This is a genomic window from Maribacter sp. 6B07, assembly GCF_002700155.1.
Lineage (GTDB): Bacteria > Bacteroidota > Bacteroidia > Flavobacteriales > Flavobacteriaceae > Maribacter > Maribacter dokdonensis.
In genome coordinates this window covers 1,454,654-1,472,677 of record NZ_PDUT01000001.1, presented here as the reverse complement: position 1 = coordinate 1,472,677, position 18,024 = coordinate 1,454,654, and the positions used below count along the sequence as shown (strand labels likewise).

Annotated in this window: 13 protein-coding genes and 1 pseudogene; 6 read left to right on the top strand and 8 right to left on the bottom strand. The window is 36.7% G+C overall.

All coding sequences use genetic code 11. From position 1 onward, the window contains the following. Positions 1 to 115: 115 nt before the first annotated feature. From CSC80_RS06175 to CSC80_RS06155, 5 genes and pseudogenes are all read right to left on the bottom strand, one after another. A pseudogene (locus tag CSC80_RS06175) lies at positions 116 to 745 on the bottom strand (metallophosphoesterase family protein); the annotation flags it as partial. Further along, positions 730 to 2,070 (bottom strand): sodium:solute symporter, encoded by a 1,341-nt coding sequence (locus CSC80_RS06170; protein WP_099190485.1) that lies wholly within the window; start codon positions 2,068 to 2,070, stop codon positions 730 to 732. The gene CSC80_RS06170 and the pseudogene CSC80_RS06175, both read right to left, overlap by 16 nt. An 88-nt stretch (positions 2,071 to 2,158) precedes the next feature. After that, positions 2,159 to 3,583, bottom strand: coding sequence for a SusD/RagB family nutrient-binding outer membrane lipoprotein (locus CSC80_RS06165; protein ID WP_099190483.1), 1,425 nt, complete (start codon positions 3,581 to 3,583; stop codon positions 2,159 to 2,161). A 10-nt stretch (positions 3,584 to 3,593) separates the two neighbouring features. After that, on the bottom strand, positions 3,594 to 6,797 hold the full coding sequence (locus tag CSC80_RS06160) for a SusC/RagA family TonB-linked outer membrane protein (RefSeq protein WP_099190481.1): 3,204 nt from the start codon (positions 6,795 to 6,797) through the stop codon (positions 3,594 to 3,596). 53 nt (positions 6,798 to 6,850) lie between these two features. Beyond that, entirely contained in the window at positions 6,851 to 7,585 is a 735-nt protein-coding gene (locus tag CSC80_RS06155) for a DUF2064 domain-containing protein (RefSeq protein WP_157681221.1), read from the bottom strand. A gap of 328 nt (positions 7,586 to 7,913) precedes the next feature. Here CSC80_RS06155 and CSC80_RS06150 point away from each other — a divergent pair, with 328 nt between their 5' ends. Together CSC80_RS06150 and CSC80_RS06145 are read left to right on the top strand one after the other, a co-directional pair. Further along, positions 7,914 to 9,428: a Do family serine endopeptidase gene (locus tag CSC80_RS06150; protein ID WP_099190479.1), complete on the top strand. Its 1,515-nt coding sequence runs from the start codon at positions 7,914 to 7,916 to the stop codon at positions 9,426 to 9,428. A 78-nt stretch (positions 9,429 to 9,506) separates the two neighbouring features. After that, entirely contained in the window at positions 9,507 to 10,280 is a 774-nt protein-coding gene (locus CSC80_RS06145) for a patatin-like phospholipase family protein (RefSeq protein WP_099190477.1), read from the top strand. 4 nt (positions 10,281 to 10,284) lie between these two features. Here CSC80_RS06145 and CSC80_RS06140 read toward each other — a convergent pair whose 3' ends face one another. The 3 genes from CSC80_RS06140 to CSC80_RS06135 all read right to left on the bottom strand — a co-directional run bounded on the left by CSC80_RS06140 (position 10,285) and on the right by CSC80_RS06135 (position 13,339). Next, positions 10,285 to 11,943, bottom strand: coding sequence for an SLC13 family permease (locus CSC80_RS06140; RefSeq protein ID WP_236973331.1), 1,659 nt, complete (start codon positions 11,941 to 11,943; stop codon positions 10,285 to 10,287). A gap of 17 nt (positions 11,944 to 11,960) precedes the next feature. Next, positions 11,961 to 12,131, bottom strand: a complete 171-nt coding sequence (locus CSC80_RS19670) for a hypothetical protein (RefSeq protein ID WP_236973330.1) — start codon at positions 12,129 to 12,131, stop codon at positions 11,961 to 11,963. Positions 12,132 to 12,289: 158 nt separating this feature from the next. Further along, positions 12,290 to 13,339: a ferredoxin--NADP reductase gene (locus CSC80_RS06135; RefSeq protein ID WP_099190475.1), complete on the bottom strand. Its 1,050-nt coding sequence runs from the start codon at positions 13,337 to 13,339 to the stop codon at positions 12,290 to 12,292. A 242-nt stretch (positions 13,340 to 13,581) separates the two neighbouring features. Between CSC80_RS06135 and CSC80_RS06130 the strand changes: the two genes are divergently transcribed. The 4 genes from CSC80_RS06130 (at position 13,582) to CSC80_RS06115 (ending at position 17,687) form a co-directional block, all read left to right on the top strand. Then, on the top strand, positions 13,582 to 13,929 hold the full coding sequence (locus tag CSC80_RS06130; protein ID WP_058104536.1) for a YciI family protein: 348 nt from the start codon (positions 13,582 to 13,584) through the stop codon (positions 13,927 to 13,929). Between the two features lie 5 nt (positions 13,930 to 13,934). Beyond that, complete coding sequence (locus CSC80_RS06125) at positions 13,935 to 15,173, top strand: sigma-70 family RNA polymerase sigma factor (protein ID WP_099190473.1); 1,239 nt, start codon at positions 13,935 to 13,937, stop codon at positions 15,171 to 15,173. Positions 15,174 to 15,288: 115 nt separating this feature from the next. Next, complete coding sequence (locus tag CSC80_RS06120; protein ID WP_099190471.1) at positions 15,289 to 16,758, top strand: DUF5687 family protein; 1,470 nt, start codon at positions 15,289 to 15,291, stop codon at positions 16,756 to 16,758. Between the two features lie 209 nt (positions 16,759 to 16,967). Then, positions 16,968 to 17,687 carry an ABC transporter ATP-binding protein gene (locus CSC80_RS06115; protein WP_099190470.1) on the top strand — a complete coding sequence of 240 codons (720 nt, stop codon included), beginning with the start codon at positions 16,968 to 16,970 and terminating at the stop codon, positions 17,685 to 17,687. Positions 17,688 to 18,024 lie beyond the last annotated feature (337 nt).

Below are 18,024 nucleotides of genomic sequence, written 5' to 3'. Positions count from 1 at the left end.
TGTCTCCATATGCTTCAGGTAAATGGTTTTTGTACATTAATTTTTGAGCGGTTTCGGCATCATATTCAAATGAATGATGGGCATAAGCAACTTCACCATCTATAATATCCAATATCATATACCATACCCTTGGAGTACCATCATTTGCAGGCATACCTATTACACCTGGGTTTAGCCATACATTTTCCTTTAGAGTTTGATGAAAAGGTAACCCGCAATGACCGGCTATTATAATATTACTATTAGTCTCTTTAAAACAGTTTTCTTTACTTTCCGTGGCGTTCGACTTAAAAATGAATTCAGAGGTATTTCCATAATTTCCATGGACTACCGTTACTTTTTTACCACCATAATCAAAACTGATGTATTCAGGAATTTCTTGCATCCACTCTAATGATTGCTGTGATAAATGCCCTTTGGTGTACGGAAACCACATTTTTGAAAAATCGTCGCAACGGCTACCGCTTTTAAAATCGCACCCACAATCTTCACTATCATTTGCCAATTGCAATTCTACATTGCCCGCAATACTTAAAGCACCCCATTTTTGAAACAACTGTACCGTTTCTTCCGGTTGTGCGCAATAACCGGTAATATCACCGGTACTAATGCAGTTTTCTGGTGCAATACCGGCATCTTTGGCTATGGAAATTAGTTTTTCCAAAGCTTGAAGGTTGCTGTACACACCTCCAAAAAGCAACAGCTTTCCTGATTTAGTGCCCAAATGTTTTATTTCTTTATCCATGTAGGTATCATATAAACGAAAAGGCAGCATAAGATGCCCCAAAAATTAATCCATAATAAATTGGCATACTTGCCAGTGGTAAATATTAAGCTATCTGGAAACCAATTGAAAATCAATAAAAAACCGAATAACAATCCGCAGAAAACACTTAAATGAAAACTGATTTTAGGAGCACTACCTTTCCAAAATAAAAAAACGGGGGTTAAACCGATTACCATTGTACCGCTAATGGTGGTGGCAGATAATATTTCAGCATCTAAAAAGACCGGAACCGTACCCAATACTGCTACAGCGACCATTGACCAACGACCAAATTTAACCGTGTTGCCAAGGTTTAGGTCAAGAGCCAATAATTTGGAAAAAGATGAAAAGGTAGAGTCCAAGGTCGATGCTGCCGAAGTGATCATAATAAAATTGATGACCAATAGTATAACAGTACCAAACGCCTTACCAACTTGAACAGCTGCCTGACCCTGCATGCCCTGCGATTGCGCATAAACACCTATAATGCTGAATAGAACAATGCAAATAGCTCCAAGTACACTTGCCCACAGAAAACTTTTCAATGTTACTTTAGGACTGCTAATAAAACCTCTATCGGTCAACACGGGATCATGAAAAGGGTAGCTGAAAGATTGCAACAAGGCAGCGAACAATAAATTCAGCCCGGTTTCAAAAGACCATATGCCAGAATTTACTACTTCGGATGTGGTTATAGCATTGTTTTTACCAAAGATGGTGAACAATATTACCGCTAATAGTATTGAAAATAGCCCCATTTGGACAACATCGGTAAAAATGGAACTGCTCATGCCGCCTTTTAGAACATAGGCAAGGGTTAAACCTGTAAATACTAAAATGGACCAATAGTAGGCGGTAGTGCCCATATCACCAAAGTAAGAACCTATGACCATGGTATTGCTCCATACTTCATTGAACAAACGAAAAGCAATCAATATGGAGAATATAGTTACGGCAGTTTTACCAAATTTTGAGGTTAAAAAATGATGTATGCTAGTATACTTACCGTGTAGCCTCATTTTATAAATGACAATACCTGCCACGGCAAATGATAAATAATAGCCTGCATAGGCTACACCACCAACAATACCAAAATCCAGACCTAAATTTGCAGCGTTGGTGATACTTTTGGCAAATATCCATGAGATGATAAGGCTGCCCATTAACATAAAGGTATTGGGCGCTTTCTTCTTTTGCACGGCTTTAAAAAACTGATTGGTATCTTTTGCCCACGGTGACAGTAAGAACAACACCAAACTAGATGTGATCACCAATCCCCATTGCCAAATTTGTACTTCAGTCATAAATTTAATTTATTCGTAATTTTAAGCTTCAGCAAAAAATTCCTTTTTTTCCTAACTCCTAACTCCTAACTCCTAACTCCTAACTCGGTTATTCATCCCACCACACAGGTACATTAATACTATTGCCATCCGTGTTATTTGAAGCTTGGGTATAATTGGCATTATTTAATGCTTCTTCTTCAGATGGATAAGGCATACGGGTAGGTATCAAATTATTGTTTAAACTAGCCGATATTGTTTTCAATTGCGGAAAACCCGTTCTTCTATACTCTATCCAACCTTCATAACCGTTTATTGAATTTGCAATCCATTTTTGAGTAATGATGTTTTCTATGATATTGCCGTTATCAAACGGGGCATCTTCTGTTAGGTAATTTTCAGATAGTTCTACCTGCCAATAGGCAAATGCCTGTGTTACGCCGGTATTGTATAAAGTTTGGGTATCTGCAGAAATGAATCCTCTTTCAGCAGCTTCGGCCAACAAAAAGTGGGTTTCCATACTGGTCATAAAATTCGCATCCAATAAACCGGTGTTTTCCCTAAAAATGGTACCTAATAATGAGTAATCTGCCAATGATACCCCAACTGATGCGTCTATACCGTTCAAAAGCCCATTGTATTCACCATCTGCACTGTTGGCAAAAGGTTGGTACAGACGACCAATACGAGGATCGTTCAAGTTGGTCAAAATTTCATCCATAGTTTCAGAAAGTACATAGTTGTTAAAGTCTCCAACCCTAAGTTGCGCAAGTCTAAAACTATTAGGTTCACCATCGGTAAAGTTGAAAATGGCATTTTCTTCATTATCATCAATGAAATTACCTTCACTTACTATGGTCTGTAATTGCGATGCAACATCTATTTTATTAGAAACCCTCATCAAGTATTTTATCTTCAATGAATTTGCAAAACGAATCCATCCATCTAAATCACCATTAAAGAGAATATCTCCCTCTAAAGCTATAGTACCTGAATAATTCTGAATGGCTAAAATTCCTTTGTCAAGATTGTCAAAAACACCACCTTCATCCATGTAAATTGACTCCTGAGTGTCATAGGACGGAGTAACCGTTTCTGTATCTCCTTGAAATGCTTCTGAATAGGGAGCATCACCAAATAAATCTGTTAACCCGGCCGCCATGTATGCCTTCATAATTCTTGCCGGACCTTCATAAACGGCATATGCAGCATTCTCTTGGGACAATTTTAATATGATTTCATTATCCCTTAAGTTTTGATAGAATATAGGCCACGGATTACCACCTAATTGGGGCGACTTTAAATCATGCCTGTCAAATAAGTTAAAGTCTAGAGCGGTACTATATTGTCCTAATAGGTTACCGGCAGTAAAACCTTCATATGACATTTGTTCCCCATAGTCATAAATTACCTGTCTTAACAAAAGACTAGGTTGTACGGTTACGGGATCGTTGGTGTTCGTATTAATTTCCTCAAAATCTTTTGTGCAGCCAATGACCAACAATAAGATTAAAATGCTATATATATGTTTCATCTTTTCTTTCTTAAAAATTAAATCCGGCTTTAAAACCTATACTTCTTGTTGTGGCATATGACATATCTTCAACACCACTAATAAATCCTTGTCCCTGTACTGCTAATTGCTCTGGGTCAAAATGCGGATTCTCTGTTATAGCAAATAAGTTCTTTCCTATTAATGATAAACTCAACGTAGCATCTTGGTTGAACAGGCTAAGATTGTTAAACGTATAACCAATAGATAGTTGGCGTAGCTTTAAAAATGATGCATCATAGGTGTTGTTTTCTTCGTGGTTTCTATCATAAAACTGGCGATAGTAACTTTCTGCGGAAACCGCTACAGTATTTGCTTCATAAACCGGATTGTCATCGGTGCCTGTATTTACTACACCCTCTGGTACAATACCTGTTTCTGGTCTAAAGGCCGTTTCTGCCAACTGACCACCAACATTTCCTAATGCCCTTGTTCTAGAAACTATGATTCCACCTTGTCGCCAATCTAATAGAAAGCCCATATTCCAATTTTTATAATTGAATTGGTTGTTGAAACCCAGCATAAAATCAGGATTATAATTACCCAATTTTTGTAATTCATTGTCCGGTATATATCTACCCTCATCGGTTAAAATGAAATCTCCATTTTCATTTTTTAAGTATCCGGTTCCATATAGATCTCCTACGCGACCACCTTCTTCTGCCTGTAAAAATACCGTTTGGTTTTGACTGTCATAGATTCTAGAGTACGCCAAAGTTAATCGCCCTTCATCTTGCGGTAAACTTTCTACGGTTGATCTATTGGTACTAAAATTTAAGGTGCTGTTCCATTTAAAATTTTGACTTATTATAGGGGAAACACCTACTATGACCTCAAGCCCTTTAGAGCGAACTTCACCTCCATTGACCACTTGTTGTGTATATCCTGAAGAAATGCCTATAGGTAATGAGATAATTTGATCCTTCGTCAAAGCATTGTAATAGGAAACATCAAAGCGAAGTTGATCATTGAAAAAACGTAGATCAGCACCCACTTCAAATGAGGATGTCAATTCAGGAACAAGATCGGCATTTGCAATAGTGTTTGAATTGCTGAATGTTGGTTGCCCATTAAATGGCGTTTGTGCAACAAATGCCCCTGTAGTTTGGTATGGGTCTGTGTCATTACCAACCTGTGCCCAACTTGCTCGTAACTTGGCAAATGAAATAACCTCAGGTAAACTGACCACCTTGGATACTATAAAACTACTGGATACCGATGGGTAAAAGAAAGAGGTATTATCTACTGAAAAAGGGGTAGCCAATGCGCTAGACCAATCGTTTCTTCCGGTGACATCCAAAAATAGAAAATCCTTATATCCAATTTTTGCTAAGCCATAGAAGCTGTTGATTCTCTTGTTTGATTCAAATTCGAAAACTTCAATAGGTGATGCTGCGTTAGATAACCTAAAAATACCCGGTTGAGCCAAACTTGTAGTTTGCGATTGTGAAGTAAACGCTTTTTGGTCTAATCGGTTTCCACCTAAAGAGACATCTATATTAAAATCATTGAACTGATTGGTATAATTTATTAAAAAATCAGTGTTTACCTCCCTATAGAATACATCGTGCTCCGCATAACCACCATTTGCGAAACGATTAGAACTATAGGCTCTTCGCAATTGGCGTAGTTCACTAGAATAATCCATCCCTGTTCTAACGGTTGCCGTTAAATGATTTGTGATATCATAGCTAGCGGAAATATTTCCGAATACCCTATCTCTATTGAACGAGTTTCTGTTTTCATTAAGAATGAAATATGGATTATCAAAAAAGGTATAGTTGTACGAGTATTGTTGTATACCCTCTAAACCTGGTTGCCAGTAATTTTTCAGATTCTCTATATTCAGCGAGCGTGGTCCCCAAGCAACCAAAGAATAGTTTGCGTTTTCCGACCCATAACCGTTAGACGGTCTGTTGTCAGAATTAGAATTGATATAACTTATAGATGAATTGATGCGTAATTGATCAATGGGTTCAAAATTGAGTCGTGCGCTCACCGTTTGCCGGTCTAAATCAACACCCGGTATTATAGATTCGCTTCGTAAGTCCGTAAATGAAAGTCGGTAATTACCGGTATCAAATCCGTTGGAAATAGCAATATTATTAATTAACGTAGTACCGGTTTCGTAGAAGTTCTTTAGATTGTCCGGTTGTGATCTAAATTCTGTAAGGGTGATAGGTATTCCGCTGTAAAGAGCGGTGTCTCCACCTCTTACAACGGTACCGTCTGGCAAGGTAACCGGACTATCATATTGCGGAATAAGATTACCAACATCTAAACGTGGTCCCCAACTGTACGTAATAAGGTCATTGGTTCCACCACCTAATCCGTCTACAAAGGCGAACTCTCCTGAATTTCCTTGTCCGTATTCATTCTGAAAATCGGGCAGTTGAAAAGCTGAATCCACAAAAATGCTGGTGTTATAACTAATGCCCAATCCTTTTGAATTCTTGCCGCTTTTTGTTTCAATAATAATCACTCCGTTAGAAGCTCTAGTACCGTACAATGCCGCAGCACTTGGTCCTTTTAAAACCGATACCTCTGCAATATCATCTGGGTTTACCTCCATGGCTCCGTTTCCAAAATCGATTTCTTGAAATCCGGCTGCCGCTTCATTGGTGAAATTAAAAACCGAATTATTGTTGATAGGAACGCCATCTACAATAAATAAGGGATTGTTGTTAGAGAAAGATGCTTCTCCACGAATGGTAATTTTAGAGGAAGACCCTACACCCGTAGCACCTTGGTTGATGGTTACCCCCGCCAATTTACCTGAAAGGTTGTCTAGGAAATTGACCGATTTTACCTCGGTAACTCCTTTGGCATCTAAGCTTTGAACTACATAACCTAATTCTTTGGTTTCTCGTTTTAGACCTAAAGCCGTTAATACCACTTCATCTAAGACCTCGGAAGAGTCGCCTAGGACTATATCAATTGTTCGTCTGTTATTTATGGTAATTATTTTGGTTTCATACCCTAAAACGGAAAATTCAAGAGCACCGGAAAGTTCGGGTACATCAATGGTATATATGCCGTTTTCGTTAGTGGTAGTGCCGTTTAGCGTGCCAGACAAAACAATGTTGACATAAGGTATGGTATTTCCATCGGTATCTTTTACAGTACCGGTAATTGTTTCTTGAGCATTGACCATAGTACATATAAACAAGGTCAACACTAGTAATAAGTGTTTCATATATAGTTTTTCGACTGGTTTTTCATTTATCCAACCATTGGATAAAGGGGGATCTAGATAAATGAAACCAAAGGCGAGCCCTTGTTGTATAGAAAACTGTTTGGAAATAGACGAAAGAAGTGCTGGTTAGTGTAGTATAGACTTCTGTTTACTCGTAATATTGCTATTATCACCAATAGCAGGGTAGTGGGTAAGTCTTTTGAGAATGATAAAATAGCCTTTAGATCTTTTTCAGTATCCAAATCCTGTAAAACGGGCAATTTCACCAATGCCGTTGATTCTTCTTGTAGCCACATGGTAATTTTGTGGTACAAGCCAAAGCGTTGCCAAGGTAGATCTTGAAATTCGCCTACCTCAAAATTCGATTTTTGTAAACCTAAAAGGTAAAAACCCCCATCAATAGATGGTCCAATAACGGACTTGCCCTTTGCCAATTGCTTGGCAGTATGTTTAAGTTGTTGTGTTTTTAAGTGAGGAGTATCGTTCCCTATGGTAATAACACTTGTAAAACCTTTTTCAAAAACGGAAGCTATGGCATTCGTGAAACGTTCACCAAAACTGTTGCCAATTTGGTTTTCATCGGAAAAATGAAAAACGGGCAAACCTGTATTTTTTGCTTTACGAAGTGTGGCCGTGGTAAGAATGTTAAACAATTGTTCACCTTTGGCAATACCCTTATTGGCTAAATCTTCCTTAGCGGAATTAGCAAATACCAATATAGCAGTAGTACCTAGTGAATTCAATTCAATTTTCTTTCTCGTTGTTAAACTTACGTAAAAATATGGCAAAGGTTTTTTAACTATACATTAATTGTATCATTAAAATATAAGAATCGCCTTACTTTAAGTCAAAATGTCAGTTTTAGACCAAGCAGTTTGTTTCTCTAAAACATTTTAGGGTTTACAAATTGCAAAAGCCTATAAACAAGCTATAATATCAGTTGATGAGCATAATTTTTATGCTTCAAGTAATGTAATTTTAAGGTTACAGACCACTTAGTCTAAAAAATCCCTTAAAATTTCAAAAACTTTTAAATTTTTTTTAGCAATGACATGGCTATACATGGCATAGCTATTGACACTAGGCAGTTAGAAGAATATTAAAATTTATATACATATGAAATCAAACACAAATTCTAGAGGAGCTTGGAAGGTTTACTTCTTCTCAGCTATTATTGCCCTTGCCGTAAGTTATGGGGTAATTCATTTCAACAAAAAAGATGTAAAAGAGTCTAGGGGTGTAACAGTGGTAGAATCTATACCCGGGGCACAGGCATTATATACCAAAGACAACGATGGTAATATTAAACCATTGGATTTTACAGAAACTTCAGAGAAAGTTTTAGATGCCGTTGTACACATTAAATCTACACAAACGGGATCATCATATCAAAATCAAGGTGCTCGTGAACTGCCTGATCCGTTCAAAGAGTTTTTTGGGGATATGTTCAAGGGGCAGTCTCCACAAGGATCCTCATCTAGACCTAGAATAGGTACGGGGTCAGGCGTGATCATCAATGATCAAGGATATATTGTTACCAATAACCATGTCATTGACAATGCGGATGAAGTTGAGGTAACCTTATATAATAATCAATCGTACAAGGCTACGGTAATTGGTACGGATCCTACTACAGATTTGGCGCTATTACAGATCAAAGCAGATAATTTAAAAACCATGTCTTTGGTAAATTCCGATGATGTTGAAGTAGGTGAGTGGGTATTGGCCGTTGGTAATCCTTTAGGGTTGAACTCTACGGTTACTGCAGGTATCGTTAGTGCCAAGGCAAGAAGTATACATATAAATACCGATAAGTTTGCGGTAGAGAGTTTTATTCAGACAGATGCTGCCATTAACCCAGGTAACAGTGGGGGTGCATTAGTAAATTTAGACGGAAACCTAGTAGGGATCAATACGGCCATTGCAAGTACTACGGGTACGTATACAGGGTACGGATTTGCAGTGCCTAGTAATATTGTTACCAAAGTAGTAGAAGACCTATTGAAATTCGGTAATGTGCAACGTGGTATGTTAGGGGTAACTATTAGGACTATGGATAGCAACTTGGCAAAAGAAAAAGATGTTGATTTTACTAAAGGTGTTTGGGTAGAGCAAGTTGGTGAGGATAGCGGTGCAGATTTGGCAGGAATGGAATCTGGTGATATTATCGTTAGCGTTAACGGAAAGGAAACGGCAACATCACCTAGACTTCAAGAAATTATTGCCGGTAAAAGACCAGGTGATAAGGTAACTATTGTGGTAAATAGAAACGGAAAGGAAAAAGAGTTTGAGGTTGAGTTACATAATTCTCAAGGTGGGACCAATTTTATCAAAAAAGAAAAGAAAGAGGTATTTAACCTTTTAGGAGCGGATTTTGAGAATGTGGATAAGGAAATCGCTAAAAAATTGAAAATAGATGGCGGTGTTAAGGTTTCTAAACTTTACCCTGGTAAAATTAAGAAGGAAACCCAAATGCGAGAAGGGTTTATCATAACACATATAGATGGTAAACGTATCAATGATATTGAAGATGTAGCCGCTGTTTTGGAAAACAAAAAAGGCGGAGTAATGTTAGAGGGCGTTTATGAAGACGGAAGTAAATATTATTATGCCTTCGGATTGGATTCTTAGTCCGTATTTATGATTAATTTTATGCCAAGCGAATAATAGTATTCGCTTGGCATTTTTTTTGAAATTAATTTTAGATAGATGCAAATAGGTTCTAAGTCCATAGGTTTGGTACTTTCGGGCGGAGGTATTAGAGGCATGGCGCATATAGGTGTGATTAAGGCAATGCAAGAATTCGGTCTTGAGGCCAATGTGGTTTCGGGTAGTAGTATAGGTGCCTTGGTAGGTGCTTTGTATGCTGCGGATAAGCCCGTAGAAGATATGCTTCGGTTTTTTAAGGAAACGCCACTCTTTAAGTATAATTACTTTGCGGTTGCCAAACCTGGTTTGCTCAATAGTGAAAGTTATATTACTTCTTTTAAACAGTATTTTCCAGAGGATAGTTTTGCCGCCTTAAATAGGGAACTACATGTTGTGGCAACCAATTTACAGAAAGGTGAGGAGCTGTTTATTCATGAAGGCGAGCTTATAAAACCCTTATTGGCCTCCGCTGCATTACCACCTGTTTTCAGTCCGGTGGAATATAATGGAGAATTATATGCAGATGGTGGGATCATGAACAATTTTCCTTCTGAACCGGTTTTGCCCAAGGTAGATTTTGTTATTGGTAGTAATGTATCTATTGTATCTCAATTGGAGAAAAAGCACTTAAACAACTCATTTCAATTAACGGGCAGGGTTACCGGATTGATGATTTACGCCATTAACCGACAAAAGATCAATAATTGTCATTTGGTGCTTGAATCTAAAGAATTGGAACATATTGGCTTGTTAGATAGAAGGGGTATAGAAAAAGCCTACGCCATTGGCTATGAAGCTGCTATTAAAAAGTTCGAGGAGGTATTTACCAAATAGCTGATTACAACATAGCACTTAAAAGTAAGGTGCCCACGATCCAAAGCACTAGGGATATAACCCCTCCGATTACTAAAAAGTGTTTGAATTTATAAATTCCCATACTGTAGATAAGCGCATTTGTTTGATATCCTAAGGGAGTAAAGAAACTGAAATTTGCCGCAAACATTACACAAAGAATAAATGGCTTGGGATCAAGACTTAATCCGCTGGCCAATGAAATTCCAATAGGTGCCATTATAATTGCCGTAGCATTGTTTGATACTACACTACTTAGTATCATTGTCGTTAAAAACAACAATCCGATAATGAATATAGGTTGCTCACCGGACATTAATGCCAACAGTTCTTCCGTGATCCATGTATCTGCCTTGGCATTGCTCATTGCTATACCTAGTGGTATCATACCTGCCAATAAGAAAATAATTTGCCAATTGATCTTCTCATAAATACGATTTAACTCAACACATTTGAAAAGGAGCATAGCTAAGGTTCCAGTAATTACACTTGTCATTACTTCAAAAACTCCGGTAGCTGCCATGGCAATGGTGGCAATTAATATAAGGATGGATAAGTTTCTTTTAAACGGCGTGGCAGGTGCACGACCTTCATATTGGTTTAATACCGCTAGATTATTGCTGTTTTCAAAATTAGATACGTACTCGGGCTTGGTTTGTATCAATAATCGATCTCCTACATGAAGCTTTGTAAACTCATGATTGCTTTGATGTAGTCGGTTCTGAAGAATACGTAGCTTCTTTCGCTTGTTTACCGCTAAAGGGATTGCCCTTGGTATCAACATGGTTTTTAATTCAGATAAGTTTCTGCCTAAAAATTTAGAACCGGGTAACAGCAATAATTCTAACAAAAGGCTTTCATCATCTTCCTCATTATTTTCATCATTCTTTACTTGGGAATCACTAACTTTTTTGATTTGGGTATTTTTAGTGGATGTAAAATGGTCTTTGTCTTCCGAATCCACTTCAAAATAACCTTCGGCACGCATTTTTTGAAGGTTTTCCAAACTACAGTGCAGAAGAATTACATCATTAGGTTGAATTAACAAATCATGATTCAATAAGTTTTGGTCAAAGCCTTTTCGTGTTAGTCGCAAAACGGTAATGTCAATTTCTTTGAACATGAAACTTTCACCTATTGGTTTGTTTACCAAAGGAGAATCACTTTCTACCGTCACCGTCAAGAGATATCGATCAAGGTCATAAATATCTGAAAGTTTACCAGTGTCTTTTGGCAAAAACCGATAAAAAAGGGCAATAATCCCCATTGAAATTCCTAAAAAAACAATGCCGGTCAACGTAAATTCAAAGAAACCCAATTTTTCACCGGTATACCTTGCGGCTATATTACTTACCAAAAGGTTGGTAGATGTGCCCATTAGGGTACAACTGCCCCCTAAAATACTTGCAAAAGATATAGGCAATAACAATTTGCCTGGGGGTAATTGATATTTTTCACGTAGTTCTGCAACAATTTTAATAAACACAATGACCACGGCAGTAGAGCTTACAAAGGCAGAAATACTTCCCGCAATCAGCATTATAGCGACCATGGCCAAGACAACCGGCCAGTTCTTTAGCACCTTTAAGCCTTTTGCGAGATAAGATATGGCTCCATTTTCTTCAAGTCCGATCGCTAAGATCATTAGACACAGAATGGTGATTACGGCTTTGTTAGAAATCCGCTGACGGCTTCTTCGGGTGAAACCAAGCCGGTTAATAGTAATGCGGCAATAATGCAGAAAGCGATTTTATCCATCGGAAAAACCTCAAAAGCAAATAAAATTATAACTACCGCAATGATGATAAAAACACCAATGATTTCTATAGACATACCTTTAGCGAATTGAAAATACTATTAAAGGTATTTTAACCCCCTAAAAACAATAACGCAATCCAATTTAATTTTGCCTTTGAAAAGGTAGCCCAGGAAATAAAAAACGCCATTACTAAATTATAATAATGGCGTTTTTTAATTAAACTAATATAGTTTTATACATCATCAAAATCTACCTTTATTGTAGGTGTGGTGGCATGCGCTTGACAGGTTAAAATAAATCCGTCCGCAATTTCTTTATCGGTCAAAATTTGGTTCATGACCATTTCAGCACTTCCTTCAGTTACTTTAGCAATACAGCTGCTACATACCCCACCTTGGCAAGAATATGGTGCATCAATGTTTTCTTTAAGAACGGCATCAAGAATTATGTTTTTCTTGTCCATGGTGAATTGAAATTCTTCATCATCAACAAGTACGGTAACTGCTGTTTGACCATCGGCCTGTATAGGTAGTTCCTCTTTTATTTCAGTGGGTGTAAAAAGTTCAAAATGGATTTTATCCTTATCTACTTCATTCTCTATTAAAGTATCTTGTACCAAACGGATCATCTCTTCTGGTCCACATAAATAGTATCCATCAAAATCAACGTCCTTATGCTTGTTTAATAGTGCATAATTTACCGTTGAGGTATCTATTCTACCGAATAAAGCCTTGTCTTCACGAGTTTGACTATTGGTAAAGTACACAAAAAACCGATTGGCATATTCTAATTCCAATTTCATCAAATCTGTATAGAACATAGTCTCCTCGTAAGATTTGTTACCGTACACCAAAACAAATGTATTCTTTGGGTTACTATCTAAAACGGACTTAACAATACTCATAATAGGGGTAATACCACTACCTGCTGCAAATGCGGCAATGTTCTGTACCTCTTTTGTTCTTTTAAAAACAAAACGACCTTCTGGTTCCATAACCTCTAAAGTATCGCCTACCTTTAATTGTGAGTTTGCGTAATTGGAGAATCCACCATTGTCTACTTTTTTGATTCCAATAGTGATACCATCTTTGTCCGTAGATGAACTAATAGAGTATGCTCTTCTAAGTTCTTTGCCCTTTATTTCTTTTTTTATGGTGATATACTGACCCGCCGTAAAGGTGAAAGTCTGTGCCAATTCTTTAGGAATTGAAAATGTAACGGCAACAGATGTTGGCGTTAATTTCTTAATATGTTTTACCGTTAATGGGTGAAATTGCGACATATGTTCATTTCTTTAAATCGATCTACAAAATTAAGCATGCTTTTGCGATATCATATGACATTTGTCAAAAAAGTCTAACCATCAATGGTATTTGAAGGGTTTTTATCATATTAAATAATTCTTAACTTATCTTTTTTTGAAAAAAACCTATAAAAATTGTCCCTAATTTGATTTCGGTAACGTCATGGGGTAAACATGAGAACTTAGAGCAAGTTCTATGTAAAAATTAAAAGGATTAAATTATGAAAGATTTTATGATGATTTTCATTGGTGCAGATTACCAAGAATTAGGTCTATCACCAGAACAATTACAGGAACGTATGGGGAAATGGTTTGCTTGGAACGAAAAAATGCAAAAACAAGGCATTGTTAAATCTGGCGATGCATTAATGCCCCAAGTAAAAAGAGTATCCGGACCAAACCGTACCGTTACAGACGCCCCTTTGATCGAAGGTAAAGAACTGATAGGAGGTTACTATATTGTACAGGCAGAAAGTGCAGAAGCTGTAGTTGAAATCGCTAAAGATTATCCAGATTATGATTTAGACGGTACTGTTGAGATTAGGGAAGTAATGGTTTTTGAGCAGTAAACTAAATGGAACATAAAGTAGTAGACCATCTTTTTAGACATCATTATGGGAAGATGGTCGCTATTTTAACCCGTTTTTTCGGGTTGTCATATATAGAGACCATTGAAGATGCGGTACAGGATACCTTTATAAAAGCAGCTACGCAATGGCGGACTAAAATACCTGATAATCCAGAGGGGTGGTTGAACCGTGTCGCCAAAAATAGAACCATTGATATTCTTCGTAGTATACAAGCCGAAAAAAATAGGAACCTTAGCATTACAACTGGAGCATCATCTTTACAAATTGAGGAACTGTTTTTAGATCATGAGGTTGCAGATAGTCAGTTGCGAATGATTTTTGTTGCCTGTCACCCAAGTTTACACCCTAGCGAACAAATAGCCTTTGCACTTAAAACCATTTCCGGTTTTAGTATCAAAGAAATTGCCGCTGCCTTATTGACCAAAGAGGAAACTATCGCTAAGCGATTACTAAGGGCAAGAAAAACCATTCAGGATAAAAATATTCAGTTTCAATACCCAAGTCCTGAAACTGTTCAAGAACGAATGGCACGGGTTATGGAAGTCATTTACTTAACGTTCAATGAAGGCTTTCATTCTACAAACAAGGAAAAGTTAATAAAAGAAGATTTATGTGGCGAAGCTATTCGCCTTTGTCAATTACTTTTAAAAAAGGAGCAATTTAGAAGTGGCAGTTTGTATGCACTTTTTGCATTGCTATGTTTTCATATGTCACGACTAGAAAGTAAAGTTTCCTCTGACAATCAAATAGTTAATTTGCGGTATCAAGACCGTACCAAATGGTATTTTCCATTGATAAAGATGGGAAACAGTGCCATGCTTAAAGCTACGGAATATGAAGATACCTCTGTGTATCATTATGAAGCTGCCATAGCCTCTGAGCATTTAAATGCCAAAACATTTAAAGATACCAATTGGAAAAATATCTCTTATTGGTACGAACAATTGTATATGTTTAAACCCAATATGTTTACGTTGTTAAATCATGCAACAGTATGTCTTCAGTTATCTGATTTTGAAAAAACACATCAATTGTTAAAGCGCATTGATGTTGCAGAACTTGGTCAAAGGGCTTATTTATATTACGGTTGTTATGCGGAATATTATATGAAAATAGGAGAGAAATCTTTGGCGATTTCTTATTTGGATAAAGCATTGGCTTGGACTACGAATACGTTAGAGAGAGATTTTTTGATGGGGAAGAAAGAGGTATGGACATGTTAATTTTCAATAAATATATATTAAGGTATAAAACTGAGCTGTTTAATAATTTTTAAATATTCTTTGTAACAAACTCAAGATTTTTCTTACTTATATTTAGAATACTAAAACCAACCGAATGTTTAAACGATTTTCTTCCTTACAATGGAAATCTTTTTTTAGATCCTCTAACCTTGGAAAAAGTTTAGGGATAAAAATAGTCATGGGATTTTTTGCGGTGTATATGTTGATATCGCTCGCCGTAACCGGTGGGGGTATGTATTTTTTACTACGCAAGTTCTTTCCGGACCAAAGCCCGTTATGGATTGTTAGCCAGTATTTTATCTACTGGATTTTGATGGAATTAATGCTCAGGTATTTTATGCAGAAATTACCCGTAATGGACATTAAGCCTTTTTTGACCACACCGGTAAAGAAAAGTACCATTGCACATTATATTTTAGGTAGATCTGCCGCATCTATCTATAATTTACTCACATTATTTTTCATTGTGCCATTTGCCGTCGTTTTGCTGTTTAACGGTTACCCTGCATTAAATGTATTTTTATGGGTAGTTGCCATTATTGTAATTGTTTTGAGCATAAATTATGTAAACCTTTTGGTGAATAAAAACGATAAGGTTTTAATAGGTATTGTTAGCATACTTGTTTTAGGCTACGGATTGGATTATTTCGGTGTGTTTTCTGTAAAGGCCTTTTTTGGGCCTGTTTTTCATGCTCTTTACGCATACCCAATTACGGTTTTGATTCCTATTGCGCTTGCAGTCGCTATGTACTATGTAAATTATAAATACTTAAAAGATAAAATTTACCTAGATGCAAAGCTCAAAGCAAAATCGGTACAGGCAAATACCTCAGATTTAGCTTGGACCAAACGCTTTGGCGAAATGGGCTCTTTTCTTCAGTTAGATCTTAAAATGATTTGGAGAAATAAAAGAACCAAGTCACAAGTGTATATTTCGCTATTGTTTGTCTTTTACGGTCTGGTATTCTATACCCAGGAGATATATAGTAGCATGATGCCTATGAAAGCCTTTGTGGGTATATTTATGACAGGTATTTTCTTAAGTAATTTCGGTCAGTTTATTCCGGCTTGGGATAGTAGTTACTATAGTATGATGATGTCGCAAAACATACCCATGCGAAAGTATCTGGAGTCAAAGGTTTCACTAATTACAGTGAGCATAGTAGCTATGTTTTTATTGACGATACCTTACGTTTACTTTGGTTGGGATGCCTTGGCAATTAATTTTGGATGTGCCTTATACAACTTGGGTGTAAACATACCCGTCATATTATATTTTGGTTCGTTTAATAAGAAAAGGATAGAGTTAGATCAGAGTCCGTTTGGTAACATGCAAGGTGCAAGTGCTACTCAGTTTTTGGTTATGCTTCCGGTATTAATTGTACCAATCATTATATTCTCCATCTTTTACTACATTTTTAATTTGGAAGTGGCGGTAGGAGTACTATCAGTGATGGGAATTATAGGCTTTGCCATGAAGAATTACTTATTAGGTCTAATTACCGAGCAATACAAGAAAAAGAAATATGGAATGATTGCAGGTTTTAAAGAAAAGGCGAGTTGATTGATAAGTACCGAGTAATAAGTACAAAGAAAAAAGCTTATTTAGGAAAGCTTAAAGAATTCAGTAAGGATTATAAAGTTGCAGAGATAAGTACATTAAATGTCGGCTAATTGATAATAAGCTATTGAGACAGATATATTGGATTTATTTCTTTTAACCAATAACGAACAAAAAGGCTGCTGAGCGTAGCCAAAGTAAATAACACGATTATGATTACAATAGAAAATTTATCAAAAATATATGGTTCACAACAAGTATTGAATATAAAGAACCTACAAATACCAACAGGACAAAGTTTTGGATTGGTAGGTAATAACGGAGCAGGTAAGACAACGCTGTTTAGTTTGTTGCTAGACCTAATACAACCAACTACCGGTCATATTATTAATAACGAGGTACAAGTAAACACCAGTGAAAATTGGAAACCGTTTACCTCTTCCTTTATTGATGAAACCTTTTTGATCGGGTATTTGACTCCTGAAGAATATTTTTATTTCATTGGGGACCTACGTGGACAAAATAAAGCCGATGTAGATGCACTTTTGGCACAATACCAAGACTTTTTTCATGGAGAAATATTAGGTCAAAAGAAATACTTGAGAGATTTATCTAAAGGAAACCAGAAGAAAGCCGGTATTGTAGCTTCATTTATTGGGAACCCCAAAGTTGTTATTTTAGACGAGCCGTTTGCAAATTTAGATCCCACAACACAAATACGCCTTAAGCAGATCATTAAAGATTTGGCTGCACAGCAAGATGTAACGGTATTGGTTTCTAGTCATGATCTAATTCATGTAACCGAAGTATGTGAGCGTATTGTTGTACTGAACAAAGGTGAGGTGGTCAAAGACATAGAAACATCTGCCGAGACTTTAAAAGAATTAGAAGTTTTCTTTGGGTCTGAAAAGGCTGAGGTAGTTGTGGAATAATTTAAACATATATGTCCGCTTAGAGCACAGTTAAGAACTACATATGGTAAAATTTAATTGGTTTTCAATAAGACGTACTACAGTTAGTGTAAAAACTTAAAACCGACCATTAGGTCGGTTTTTTTATATCTACATTTCGTCGCTGATCTTATAAAATCCGACGAAGTTGCATTGGATCAGATTATCTGCAGTAAACTCATAAGCTCTTGATCATTTTATTGTAAAACAAACTATATGGTCGGTAAAAATTTGGTATAGCGGTTCATAAATGGTGACACGGCTTAAAAATAAATATGCAGTTTACCGATAAACGGTATAATAATCTGGTTGTTTTTAA